Origin of the sequence: Sphingorhabdus sp. (genome assembly GCF_044374345.1) — a bacterium.
Taxonomy (GTDB): domain Bacteria; phylum Pseudomonadota; class Alphaproteobacteria; order Sphingomonadales; family Sphingomonadaceae; genus Sphingorhabdus_B.
In genome coordinates this window covers 1-11,328 of sequence record NZ_JBILOS010000067.1, presented here as the reverse complement: position 1 = coordinate 11,328, position 11,328 = coordinate 1, and the positions used below count along the sequence as shown (strand labels likewise).

Annotated in this window: 14 protein-coding genes; 12 read left to right on the top strand and 2 right to left on the bottom strand. The window is 55.6% G+C overall.

The window, feature by feature from the left end:
• Positions 1 to 200 precede the first annotated feature (200 nt).
• Both ACIQ5B_RS07855 and ACIQ5B_RS07850 read right to left on the bottom strand, forming a co-directional pair.
• A complete protein-coding gene (locus ACIQ5B_RS07855) occupies positions 201 to 521 on the bottom strand; it encodes a cell division protein ZapA (RefSeq protein WP_395629419.1) in 321 nt (106 codons plus the stop codon).
• A complete protein-coding gene (locus ACIQ5B_RS07850) occupies positions 521 to 706 on the bottom strand; it encodes a hypothetical protein (RefSeq protein ID WP_397598525.1) in 186 nt (61 codons plus the stop codon). Before ACIQ5B_RS07850 ends, ACIQ5B_RS07855 begins: the two co-directional genes overlap by 1 nt.
• A gap of 222 nt (positions 707 to 928) precedes the next feature.
• Here ACIQ5B_RS07850 and tkt point away from each other — a divergent pair, with 222 nt between their 5' ends.
• From tkt to ACIQ5B_RS07790, 12 genes are all read left to right on the top strand, one after another.
• Entirely contained in the window at positions 929 to 2,887 is a 1,959-nt protein-coding gene (gene tkt / locus ACIQ5B_RS07845; RefSeq protein WP_397598524.1) for a transketolase, read from the top strand.
• An 11-nt stretch (positions 2,888 to 2,898) separates the two neighbouring features.
• On the top strand, positions 2,899 to 3,906 hold the full coding sequence (gene gap / locus ACIQ5B_RS07840) for a type I glyceraldehyde-3-phosphate dehydrogenase (RefSeq protein WP_333569411.1): 1,008 nt from the start codon (positions 2,899 to 2,901) through the stop codon (positions 3,904 to 3,906).
• Positions 3,906 to 5,105, top strand: coding sequence for a phosphoglycerate kinase (locus ACIQ5B_RS07835; protein WP_397598526.1), 1,200 nt, complete (start codon positions 3,906 to 3,908; stop codon positions 5,103 to 5,105). Before gap ends, ACIQ5B_RS07835 begins: the two co-directional genes overlap by 1 nt.
• A 75-nt stretch (positions 5,106 to 5,180) precedes the next feature.
• The gene (locus tag ACIQ5B_RS07830; protein ID WP_397598523.1) at positions 5,181 to 6,068 is read left to right on the top strand and encodes a fructose bisphosphate aldolase; all 888 of its coding nucleotides are present in this window, start codon (positions 5,181 to 5,183) and stop codon (positions 6,066 to 6,068) included.
• Positions 6,069 to 6,139: 71 nt separating this feature from the next.
• Positions 6,140 to 6,763: a thiamine phosphate synthase gene (gene thiE, locus ACIQ5B_RS07825; protein WP_397598522.1), complete on the top strand. Its 624-nt coding sequence runs from the start codon at positions 6,140 to 6,142 to the stop codon at positions 6,761 to 6,763.
• Between the two features lie 81 nt (positions 6,764 to 6,844).
• Positions 6,845 to 7,408 carry an elongation factor P gene (gene efp / locus ACIQ5B_RS07820; RefSeq protein ID WP_183940595.1) on the top strand — a complete coding sequence of 188 codons (564 nt, stop codon included), beginning with the start codon at positions 6,845 to 6,847 and terminating at the stop codon, positions 7,406 to 7,408.
• Positions 7,408 to 8,226 (top strand): inositol monophosphatase family protein, encoded by an 819-nt coding sequence (locus ACIQ5B_RS07815; protein WP_397598521.1) that lies wholly within the window; start codon positions 7,408 to 7,410, stop codon positions 8,224 to 8,226. Before efp ends, ACIQ5B_RS07815 begins: the two co-directional genes overlap by 1 nt.
• Positions 8,227 to 8,327: 101 nt before the next feature.
• Complete coding sequence (gene ndhC, locus ACIQ5B_RS07810; RefSeq protein WP_295491154.1) at positions 8,328 to 8,702, top strand: NADH-quinone oxidoreductase subunit A; 375 nt, start codon at positions 8,328 to 8,330, stop codon at positions 8,700 to 8,702.
• Positions 8,693 to 9,229, top strand: a complete 537-nt coding sequence (locus ACIQ5B_RS07805) for an NADH-quinone oxidoreductase subunit B family protein (protein WP_183940602.1) — start codon at positions 8,693 to 8,695, stop codon at positions 9,227 to 9,229. Before ndhC ends, ACIQ5B_RS07805 begins: the two co-directional genes overlap by 10 nt.
• Positions 9,226 to 9,933, top strand: a complete 708-nt coding sequence (locus ACIQ5B_RS07800) for an NADH-quinone oxidoreductase subunit C (protein ID WP_397598520.1) — start codon at positions 9,226 to 9,228, stop codon at positions 9,931 to 9,933. Before ACIQ5B_RS07805 ends, ACIQ5B_RS07800 begins: the two co-directional genes overlap by 4 nt.
• A gap of 2 nt (positions 9,934 to 9,935) precedes the next feature.
• The gene (locus ACIQ5B_RS07795) at positions 9,936 to 11,141 is read left to right on the top strand and encodes an NADH-quinone oxidoreductase subunit D (protein ID WP_371930405.1); all 1,206 of its coding nucleotides are present in this window, start codon (positions 9,936 to 9,938) and stop codon (positions 11,139 to 11,141) included.
• The gene (locus ACIQ5B_RS07790) at positions 11,141 to 11,320 is read left to right on the top strand and encodes a hypothetical protein (protein ID WP_395629388.1); all 180 of its coding nucleotides are present in this window, start codon (positions 11,141 to 11,143) and stop codon (positions 11,318 to 11,320) included. The genes ACIQ5B_RS07795 and ACIQ5B_RS07790 overlap by 1 nt, the downstream gene beginning before the upstream one ends.
• Positions 11,321 to 11,328: the final 8 nt, after the last annotated feature.

Sequence of the window (11,328 nt, the reverse complement as noted above, 5' to 3'; positions counted from 1 at the left end):
CGGTTGGCGGAACCACCATGGGTCGTTTTCCGGAATATCCTCTGACGCCAGCACGTCAGGTGGGCACCGTGTGATCTGGACCTTAAGGTTGCCCAAATGGCCCAGGCAGGGACAGCTCCCTTAGATAGATAATCGCCTCAGGGATGTTCTCATCAGCTCGTACCGGGCAGTTCCGCCACAACCGATATAGGCGTCTAAAGTTAATTCTCAAGCTTTTGTGCCAGATTTTCCAATCGGGTGGCTAAGCCTTCCAGCGCTTCGGCTATTTGTGACGATTTCGCTTCTGTCTGAGGATTATCCGCAGCAACCGGCACTCCGCTAGCCACATCATGCAGGCGGTCGGCCAGAAGTAGCGCGGAAAACAACAGGCTGCGCGTTTCATTCATTCCAGCCGAGCCGCCGCCAGCTTCCCGCGCTTTTTCATCAACCATGGCTCCCAAGGCCAGCAACCGCGCTTCTTCACCGTCATTGCACGCCACCGAATATTGGCGGCCAGCGATGGAAAGTTTTACTTCAGCCATCAATTGGCTCCTGATAATAATTGGTCGATGCCGCGAATGGCGTCCAGCGTCTCTTGCTTGAGACGTTCATGGCGATCCGCCAGTTCGGCGTCAGGCGCGTTCGCTGGCGCCGTTGCCAGCTTTTCCACCCGCGAAAGCGCGCGTTCTATGCGGCCAATCGCAACAATTAATCGTTCATCTGCCATGGCTTACATCCTTTTGATGAGACGGTGTAACAGACTAAAGATGTCATGCAAATGCATCAAAGCACAATGGATGGCAGATTCCCCGCAGGAAATGCGCGCCCGTCCCTTGACGCTGCGCGCTTGCGTCCGCAAAGGGTTGGCACCAAACGACTCGGCGGTATCGCATATGTTGTATGCGCCCGCCTCCCGCTCCCAATCAGGAGTATTTTGTGGGGATAGAACATGACCGTTACTGAACAGCAAATGGCCAATGCAATCCGGGCGCTGGCCATGGATGCTGTACAAGCCGCAAATAGCGGCCATCCCGGCATGCCGATGGGCATGGCTGACGTCGCAACGGTACTCTATTCAAAGTTTCTGAAATTTGATCCGAAGGCCCCACATTGGGCCGATCGCGACCGTTTTGTGCTGTCTGCAGGGCATGGGTCCATGTTCGCTTATGCGACCTTGTATTTGACCGGCTACGTAAGCCCGACCATCGAAGACATTAAAAATTTCCGTCAGTTGGGTAGCCCATGTGCTGGCCATCCTGAGAATTTTTTGATTGATGGCGTGGAATGCACAACGGGGCCGTTGGGGCAGGGCCTTGCCATGGCGGTGGGCATGGCTGTTGCCGAACGGCACCTAAATGCGCGCTTTGGCGATGATTTGGTCGATCACCGGACATGGGTCGTCGCGGGCGACGGTTGCCTGATGGAAGGCATCAATCATGAAGCCATCGGGCTTGCCGGACATTTAGGTCTCGGCCGTTTGATTGTTTTTTGGGACGATAACCGCATCACCATCGACGGCGCGACTGACCTGTCGACCAGCGAAGATATTGCCGCACGCTATCGTGCAAGCGGATGGCATGTTGAGGCATGCGATGGCCATGATTTCAACGATATAGAGCGCGCAATTCATGCTGCGCTTGCAGATAATCGTCCATCCTTGATTGCCTGCCGGACACTGATCGGCAAAGGTTCGCCAAACAAGGAAGGCACAAAAGCGCCGCACGGTAGCCCATTGGGCGCAGACGAAATCGTCGCGACGCGGGCTGCCATCAACTGGCCCTATCCGGCGTTTGAAATCCCTGCGGATATTTTGGACGCGTGGCGGGCAACCGGCCAGGCGGGGGCTGAGGCGCATGCGCAGTGGGCAAAGCGGCTTGCGGCGTCAACTCACGGGGAAACCTTCACAAAGACCATGGCGGGAGAGGTTGATTCCGCATGGTTACAGCCGCATCTCGAAAGCCTGATCGCCGCGCCGCAGAATATTGCGACGCGCAAGGCATCGGAAATTGCACTCACGGCGGCAACTGCCGCATTGCCCAACCTGCTCGGCGGGTCAGCGGATTTGACAGGTTCAAACTTTACCCGAACTACATCGACCAACACATTGGATAAAAACGATTATTCGGGCCGCTATGTCAATTACGGCATTCGTGAATTCGGTATGGCCGCTGCCATGAACGGCATGGCGCTGCATGGCGGCATCATTCCTTATGGCGGCACGTTCCTGATCTTCTCGGATTATTGCCGCGCCGCTATTCGTTTGTCTGCGCTTCAGGAAACCCGCGTCGCTTATGTTATGACGCATGATTCCATCGGTGTTGGTGAAGATGGTCCGACCCACCAGCCAATCGAACAAATCATGTCGCTGCGGCTTATTCCAAACCTCGACGTGTATCGCCCATGTGATACCATCGAAACCGCAGAATGCTGGGCGCTCGCAATTGAAAGCGCGCATACACCATCGGTATTGGCGCTCTCGCGTCAAAACTTGCCGCAATTGCGCACGGACATTAGCGAAAATATGTCCGCCAAGGGCGGCTACCGCCTCCGTTCGGCAAAGGCGGAACGCAAAGTGGTGCTAATCGGCACCGGTTCTGAAGTCGCCATCGCTGTTTCGGTCGCGGAGCAGCTTGAGGAAATGGGTATTGGCGCCGACGTCGTCTCTATGCCCAGCTGGGAGCGTTTTGACGCTCAGTCGCCTGCCTATAAGGCTGACGTTCTTCCGTCGGATACGTTGCGCGTATCTGTCGAAGCGGGCACGACAATGGGCTGGGAACGTTATGTCGGTGACGGTCTTCGGATCGGTATCGATAGTTTCGGTGCATCGGGCCCAATTGATGCACTTTATGACCATTTCGGCCTGACTGCCGATAAGATTACCGCGCAAATTCTCGCTAAACTTGGCTGATTGGAGCACGTATGACTATTAAAGTAGCTATTAACGGATTTGGCCGCATCGGTCGCTTGGTGGCGCGCGCGATTTTGGAGCGTGATGACCATGATCTGGAATTGGTAGCGATTAATGATCTCGCGCCAGCCAAGGCGAACGCATTATTGTTCAAGCGCGATAGCGTGCACGGCCCGTTCCCCGGAACAGTCGAAGCGGATGGCAATGACATCATCGTCAATGGCAAGCGCATTCACGTCACCGCCGAACGCGATCCCGCCAATTTGCCGCATGCCGCAAATGGCGTCGATATCGCTTTGGAGTGCACCGGCTTCTTCACCGACCGCGCAAGCGCAGAAAAGCATCTTGCTGCGGGCGCAAAGCGCGTTTTGATCTCGGCACCTGGTAAAAATGTCGACAAAACCGTGGTATTCGGCGTCAATCACGACGTTTTGACATCCGCCGATGTGATCGTTTCGAACGCGAGCTGCACCACCAACTGCCTTGCACCTCTTGCGAAAGTGTTGAACGATGCAATTGGTATCGAGCGCGGTTTGATGACCACGATCCACAGCTACACCAACGACCAGAAAATCCTCGACCAGATCCATGAAGATATGCGCCGCGCACGTGCTGCTGCGATGTCAATGATTCCGACAACAACGGGCGCTGCGCGTGCGGTTGGCGAAGTAATGCCCGAACTCAAGGGTAAGCTTGATGGATCGGCCATTCGCGTACCGACACCCAATGTCAGCATCGTCGATCTGACCTTCACGCCTGCGCGCGATACCACGAAGGAAGAGGTCAATGCGCTGTTAAAGGCTGCGTCTGAAGGCGCTTTGAAGGGCGTTTTGGCTTATTCCGACGAACCATTGGTATCGATCGACTATAATCACTGCCCAGCCAGCTCGACGATCGACAGCCTTGAAACAGCCGTCATCGATGGCAAGCTTGTCCGTGTCCTCAGCTGGTATGACAATGAATGGGGCTTTTCCAACCGGATGGTGGATACCGCCGGCGTCATTGGAAAGTTGCTTTAATCATGGCATTTCGCACGCTCGACGATCTTGGTGACATAAAAGGAAAGCGCGTATTTGTGCGCGTGGACTTGAACGTACCCATGGCCGACGGGCGTGTGACCGACGAAACGCGTTTGCGGGCATTGTTGCCCACGGTCAGCGAACTCGCTGATAAGGGTGCCAAGGTTCTATTGCTTGCCCATTTCGGTCGTCCGAAGGGCGCGAAGCATAGCGAAATGTCGGTTTCGATGGTTTTGGACGCGCTGCAAGAGGTGCTTGGCCGCGAAGTCATGTTCGTGCCTGAGATTGCGGGTGACATCGTCGCGCAATCCATTGGCATATTGGCGGATGGCGACATTGCCTTGCTTGAAAACACCCGGTTCTGGCCAGGTGAGGAGCAAAACGACCCGGAACTTGCACGCGCTGTGGCTGCCAATGGCGACTATTACGTGAATGATGCGTTTTCGGCGGCACATCGCGCGCATATGTCGACCGAAGGTCTCGCCCATATTTTGCCAGCCTATGCCGGTCGTTCAATGGAAGCAGAACTGAAGGCGTTGGAAGCAGCGCTGGGTTCGCCGGAGCACCCCGTCGCTGCCGTCGTTGGCGGTGCCAAGGTCTCGAGCAAGCTCGACGTGCTGAACAATCTGGTCAAGCAGGTCGATCATCTGATCATCGGCGGCGGCATGGCGAACACCTTTCTTGCTGCCCGTGGCATCAACGTTGGCAAGTCGCTGTGCGAACATGATCTTGCCGACACCGCGAACGCCATATTGGATGCGGCGGACGTCGCAGGCTGTACCGTGCATTTGCCCTATGACGTCGTGACGTCAGTCGAATTTCGCGCAAATCCGCCCGTACGCACGGTCAATGTCCATGAAGTGGCGGCCGATGAGATGATCCTGGATGTTGGCCCTGCGGCGGTTGAGGCGCTGGCTGATGTCCTGAAAACGTGCCGGACCTTGGTATGGAACGGACCGCTCGGCGCATTTGAAATGGAGCCATTTGACGCGGCGACGGTCTCATTGGCCCGCACGGCGGCGGCGCTGACGCGGGAAGGCTCGCTGGTGTCGGTTGCGGGTGGTGGCGATACGGTTGCGGCGCTCGCCCATGCTGGTGTGACGGAGGATTTCTCCTTTGTTTCGACCGCTGGCGGCGCGTTTTTGGAATGGATGGAAGGCAAACCGCTTCCGGGCGTTGATGCTTTGAATATAAATTAGACATGCGGGGCCTTGCCCCGTTTTTTTCGGATGCTAATGCATACGTATGCAGCGTGAAGGTACAGGGAAGAGCGGATGAACGACCAAGAGATGTTCGAAAAAGTAGCGACGGCAACGGGCTTTATTGCTGCGCTTGACCAAAGTGGCGGTTCTACGCCGAAGGCGCTTCGCGGCTATGGCATCGAAGAAGACGCTTATTCGACCGAGGAAGAGATGTTCGGCCTCATCCATGACATGCGTTCGCGCATCATCACATCGCCTAGCTTTTTCGGCGATAAGGTCTTGGGTGCCATCTTGTTTGAGCGCACAATGGACGGCGAAGCAGACGGCAAGCCGGTCCCAGATGCACTGCGCGATCGCGGCGTTGTGCCCTTTTTGAAGGTCGATAAGGGCCTTGAGGACGAAGCTAACGGCGTTCAGATGATGAAACCAATGCCAGATTTGGATGCGCTGCTAACGCGTGCCAAAGCAAAGGGCGTTTTTGGAACGAAAAAGCGGTCTGTCATTAACAAGGCCTCGCCATCGGGTATCGCCGCAATTGTGCAGCAACAATTTGAAGTGGCGGAGCAAATCCTCGCCCACGGGCTGATGCCGATCATTGAACCCGAAATTAACATCAAAAGCGCCGACCGTCCGCAAAGTGACGTCATCCTGCGCGACGAAATACTGAAAGCGCTGGATACTGTTTCGGGCGACAATAAGGTGATGTTGAAACTGTCGATCCCGGCTGAGGCGGGCACTTTTGATGCGCTGGTGAGCCACCCGCGCGTGCTGCGCGTTGTGGCCTTGTCCGGTGGATTTGCGCGGCCTGAGGCGTGCGCAGAGCTTGCCAAAAACAAGGGCATGATCGCCAGCTTCTCCCGCGCCTTGTTGGAAGATTTGCGGCACCAAATGACACCGGCAGAATTTGATGCCGCGCTCGGCGGTGCAATTGACGAAATTCACGCCGCGTCGGCGACATAAGTTTGGAGAGGGGCCGGCGGCAGATGCGCAAGATGTTTGCCGCCGGCCTTAAGCCCCGCTAAGAGCGCGGCATGAAAGAATTTCCCTGCCAATTATATCTGATCTCGCCGACCAATGTTGGTGGAGATTTCCCGCAAATGCTTGAATCCGCGCTGTCCGCCGGGCCCGTCGCGGCTTTCCAGTTTCGCGTAAAAGATTTGGACCAGCATGAGGCGGCAGCCTTAGCCGAACCATTGCAAGCCATATGCGCCGCGCATGATGTTGCGTTCATCGTGAATGACAGCGTCGCGCTCGCCAAGCGGCTGAAGGCGGATGGTGTGCATTTGGGGCAGGGCGATGGCGATGTTCGTGAAGCCCGAGAAGCACTTGGCCCAGAGGCGCAGATTGGTGTTACCTGCCACAACAGTCGGCATCTTGCGATGGAAGCAGCAGAGGCTGGCGCGGATTATGTCGCCTTTGGCGCGTTCTTCCCGACGACCACCAAAGAGGTCGATCATGTCGCCGAACTCGACACCGTACAGAAATGGGCGTTTATCACCGAGGTCCCTTGCGTTGCGATTGGCGGCATCACGCCCGACAACGCCAAACCGCTGATTGATGCGGGCGCGGATTTCCTTGCTGTCAGCGGTGCTGTGTGGAACCATCCGCAAGGTGCTGCCGAAGCGGTAAAGGCGTTCAACGCACTGCTTGCCTAATTGCGCTGTCGTCGTTAAAGGCCGCGTCCAACGGCACGTATTTGCGTGCCTGCTCTTTCCATCTGTTAAGCGAGTGCTCTCATGAAAATCAACGCGGTTGAAATCAAGCCGGGTAATATTCTGGAATATGAAAACGGTCTGTGGCGCGTGGTGAAAACCGCGCATACCCAGCCGGGCAAGGGTGGCGCTTATATGCAGGTTGAGCTTAAAAACCTGCGCGATGGTCGTAAGAACAACATCCGTTTCCGTTCGGCCGAAAGCGTCGAAAAGGTCCGTCTTGACCAGAAAGACTTCCAGTTTTTGTATGCCGAGGGCGACAATCTGGTGTTCATGGATAAGGAAACCTATGATCAGGTAACGCTTCCGACGGACCTGTTGGGTGATGCTGCGGCATTCCTTCAGGACGGCATGGACGTTGTCATGGAAATGTATGACGACGAAGCATTGTCGGTTGCATTGCCAGACCAGATCGAAGCGACAATTGTCGAGGCTGACGCGGTTGTTAAAGGACAGACGGCGTCGTCAAGCTACAAGCCAGCGATCCTGGATAACGGCGTGCGCGTTATGGTGCCGCCATTTATCAGTGCGGGGACACGCATTGTCGTCGACGTTTACGAACGGGAATATGTCCGGAAGGCCGACTAATGCCAGCGCTTACCGGTCTTTTGACCATTATGGAAAAAGCTGCCCGTAAAGCGGGTGGCAAATTGCGCCGGGACTTTGGCGAAATCGAACATCTGCAGGTTTCGCAAAAGGGACCGGCAGACTTCGTGTCGAAGGCGGACGAGCGCGCAGAAGATACGATCTTCCGTGAACTGGAAATCGCGCGTCCCGACTGGGGCTTCTTGATGGAAGAAGGCGGCGAAATCGCAGGGGCAGAGGGCAAACCCCGCTTCATCGTCGACCCGCTTGATGGCACCAGCAACTTTCTGCACGGTATTCCGCATTTTGCGATTTCGATCGCGGTGCAGGATCCAAAGCCCGACGGTTCGGGCTGGGGCGATATATTCGCTGGCCTGGTCTATAATCCGATCACCGACGAAAGCTTTTGGGCAGAGCGCGGCAAGGGCGCCTGGCTTGGCAACCGCCGCCTTCGGGTATCGGCCCGTCGCCAGTTGAACGAAGCGCTTATCTCCACAGGCACGCCGTATAAGGGGCATGGCGACTTTGACGAATGGGGCAAGATTTTTGCGGCCATCGGTCCATCGGTTGCCGGCGTTCGCCGTTTTGGGGCGGCCAGCCTCGATCTCGCATGGCTTGCGGCAGGACGCTATGACGGCTTTTGGGAAAGCGGTTTGTCGCCTTGGGATACGGCTGCTGGATGCCTGCTGGTGCGTGAAGCAGGGGGCTTTGTGACCGACTATCGCGGACGTAGCCCGCATATCGCGGACGCACAGGTTTTGGCGGCAAATGACATCTTGCATTGTAAGCTGCACAAGCTGCTGGTCGGAGCGATAAAATAAAGCACTAAATTGGCCGAAAAAATGCCGAGTCTTGGCCTTGCGGGGCGAGATTCTTATGCCTAAAAGCGCCGCAACTTACGGGGTCCGGAAGCGAGTCTGATATGACTGATTTGTCGCAATATTTGCCCATTCTGCTTTTTCTGGTGGTCGCGCTCGCGCTGTCGTCAGCGTTTGTGTTTTTGCCGATGGGCGTATCGCGCCTGACGGGCACACATAAACCGACCGAGGCAAAGCTCGCTGAATATGAATGTGGTTTTCCCGCATTTGAAGATTCGCGCAGCCAGTTTGATGTCCGCTTTTACCTCGTCGCGATTCTGTTCATTATTTTCGACCTTGAAGCCGCATTTTTGTTTCCTTGGGCCGTTAGCTTGGGTGAAACAGGTTGGATTGGTTGGGGCACCATGATGCTGTTCCTGTTCGAACTGGTCATTGGCTTCATTTACGCATGGAAAGTGGGAGCACTCGAATGGGAGTAATCACACCTGCACTGACGGACGCGCAAGCGCCCGATGCAGCGTTCTTCAAGGATATTGAGAGCGAAGTGAACGACAAGGGCTTTGTCGTTTCGTCGACCGAAGACCTGTTCAATTGGGCGCGCACCGGTTCTTTGTGGCCAATGACTTTTGGTCTGGCGTGCTGTGCGGTCGAAATGATCCACGGTTATATGCCGCGTTATGACTTTGAACGTTTCGGGATCGCGCCGCGCGCGTCACCGCGTCAATCGGACGTTATGATTGTGGCTGGCACCTTGTGCAACAAAATGGCCCCGGCCTTGCGTAAGGTGTACGACCAGATGTCGGAACCGAAATATGTCATTTCCATGGGCAGCTGCGCCAATGGCGGTGGCTATTATCATTATAGCTATAGCGTTGTGCGTGGGTGCGACCGTGTCGTCCCTGTGGACATTTATGTCCCAGGATGCCCGCCAACAGCGGAGGCATTGTTGTACGGCATTATGCAGCTTCAGCGCAAAATCCGACGCGTAGGGACAATCGAACGGTGAGCCATTCCGCGCCCCTTATTCAAACGCCCGATGGCACGATTGCAGCCATCACCAAAGCGCTTGGCGCCAATTTGGTATCCATTGAGGAAGCCAATGGCGAAGTCGCAGTGCATATCCACCGGGATTCGCTCGTCGAATGCATGATCAAGCTGCGCGACGAATGCGCGTATCAGCAGCTGATGGAAATGGCTGGCGTTGACTGGCCTGATCGTGATCCACGGTTTGAAGTTGTCTATTGCTTGCTCAGCCTGACCAAGAACCACCGTATTCGCGTGCATTTGGCCACCAATGAGGATCATCCCGTACCTTCGGTCACCGGCATTTGGCCTGTTGCTGGATGGTTGGAGCGCGAAGTCTTCGACATGTATGGCGTGCTGTTTTCGGGCAATTCCGATCTGCGCCGCATTTTGACCGATTACGGTTTTTCGGGCCATCCACAGCGTAAGGATTTTCCGCTGTCGGGATATGTTGAGCTGCGTTATTCCGAAGAAGAAAAGCGCGTGAAATATGAGCCGGTCCAACTGGCACAAGATTTCCGTAACTTCGACTTCCTCTCGCCATGGGAAGGTGCAGATTATGTCCTGCCCGGCGACGAGAAAACCGGCGAAGCCCCCGCCGCGCCAACGGGCGCGGACAAAAGTGCGAGCAAGGAAGCGGTTAAGCGGACAGCACGCAAGCCAAAGGCGACGGGAGACAAAGCATGAGCATGCAGCAAGATCTCGCCCCGACGACTGGCGATGAAGTCATCCAGAATTATACGATCAACTTTGGTCCGCAGCATCCTGCCGCGCACGGCGTTCTGCGTCTGGTCATGGAACTCGATGGTGAAATCGTCGAGCGTCTAGACCCGCATATCGGCCTGTTGCACCGCGGTACGGAAAAGCTGATCGAGTATAAAACCTATCTGCAGGCTTTGCCTTATTTTGATCGGTTGGATTATGCGTCGCCGATGGCGATGGAGCATAGCTATGTTCTGGCGGTCGAAAAGCTGCTGGATCTCGAAGTGCCCATCCGCGCGCAATATCTGCGTGTATTGTTTGCCGAATTGACGCGTATCAAAAACCATACGCTGAACATCGCGCACCACATTATCGATGTTGGTGCGATGACGCCGCCCTTGTGGCTTTACGAAATCCGCGAAGACTGCATGGCGTTTTATGAGCGGGCGAGCGGCGCGCGTATGCATGCCGCTTGGTTCCGCCCCGGTGGTGTGCATCAGGATGTGCCATTAAAGCTTTTGACCGATATCGCCGAATGGCTCGATGATCGTATGCCGCGTCTGTTTGAAGACGCGATGTCATTGGTTGTCGACAACCGTATTTTCAAACAGCGTAACGTGGATATCGCGATTGTTTCCAAAGAAGACGCGATCAAATGGGGCTTTTCAGGTCCAATGATCCGTGGCGCGGGCATTCCATGGGATATCCGCAAGAGCCAGCCATATGACGTATATGCCAAAATGGATTTTGACATTCCCGTCGGCACGCGCGGCGATTGCTATGACCGGTTCATGGTCCGCGTTGAAGAAGTGCGTCAATCCGTTCGCATTATGAAGCAATGTCTTCAGCAGATGCCCGAAGGCCCCGTCTGCAGCGACGACCGCAAGGTTTCGCCACCAAAGCGCGCGGAAATGAAGCAGTCGATGGAAGCGTTGATCCATCACTTCAAACTCTACACTGAAGGCTTCAAGGTCCCTGCCGGCAGCGTCTATGTCGCGACCGAGAGCCCCAAGGGCGAATTCGGCGTCTATTTGGTCTCTGACGGCACCAACAAGCCATATCGTTGCAAAATCCGCCCGACGGCATTCTCGCATTTGCAGGCAATGGATTTTATGAGCCGTGGCCATATGCTTGCCGACACCACCGCGATCTTGGGCGCGCTCGACATCGTGTTTGGGGAGTGTGACCGGTAATGACGCGGGAAGTGCTTTTTCTAGCGAGCGCTGCATTGGGTTCCATCGCGATGGTCGCGGCGTATCTGTGGCTGTTCCATGGCGAAGTCTCGGTCAAGGAAGTTGGTTCGACTGCTGCTGCCATGATGTTTGGCGCATATTTGGGACGTATTTGGGGACGGAACGAAGCACATGGCTGATGCAGCAC

Excerpts from the sequence above, each read along its gene's own strand:
- ACIQ5B_RS07790 (WP_395629388.1), top strand. The coding sequence starts at position 11,141 with ATGACGCGGGAAGTGCTTTTTCTAGCGAGCGCTGCATTGGGTTCCATC.
- ACIQ5B_RS07805 (WP_183940602.1), top strand. The coding sequence starts at position 8,693 with ATGGGAGTAATCACACCTGCACTGACGGACGCGCAAGCGCCCGATGCA.
- ACIQ5B_RS07855 (WP_395629419.1), bottom strand. The coding sequence starts at position 521 with ATGGCTGAAGTAAAACTTTCCATCGCTGGCCGCCAATATTCGGTGGCG.
- ACIQ5B_RS07830 (WP_397598523.1), top strand. The coding sequence starts at position 5,181 with ATGAACGACCAAGAGATGTTCGAAAAAGTAGCGACGGCAACGGGCTTT.
- ndhC (WP_295491154.1), top strand. The coding sequence starts at position 8,328 with ATGACTGATTTGTCGCAATATTTGCCCATTCTGCTTTTTCTGGTGGTC.
- thiE (WP_397598522.1), top strand. The coding sequence starts at position 6,140 with ATGAAAGAATTTCCCTGCCAATTATATCTGATCTCGCCGACCAATGTT.
- gap (WP_333569411.1), top strand. The coding sequence starts at position 2,899 with ATGACTATTAAAGTAGCTATTAACGGATTTGGCCGCATCGGTCGCTTG.
- ACIQ5B_RS07850 (WP_397598525.1), bottom strand. The coding sequence starts at position 706 with ATGGCAGATGAACGATTAATTGTTGCGATTGGCCGCATAGAACGCGCG.
- tkt (WP_397598524.1), top strand. The coding sequence starts at position 929 with ATGACCGTTACTGAACAGCAAATGGCCAATGCAATCCGGGCGCTGGCC.
- ACIQ5B_RS07795 (WP_371930405.1), top strand. The coding sequence starts at position 9,936 with ATGCAGCAAGATCTCGCCCCGACGACTGGCGATGAAGTCATCCAGAAT.
- efp (WP_183940595.1), top strand. The coding sequence starts at position 6,845 with ATGAAAATCAACGCGGTTGAAATCAAGCCGGGTAATATTCTGGAATAT.
- ACIQ5B_RS07815 (WP_397598521.1), top strand. The coding sequence starts at position 7,408 with ATGCCAGCGCTTACCGGTCTTTTGACCATTATGGAAAAAGCTGCCCGT.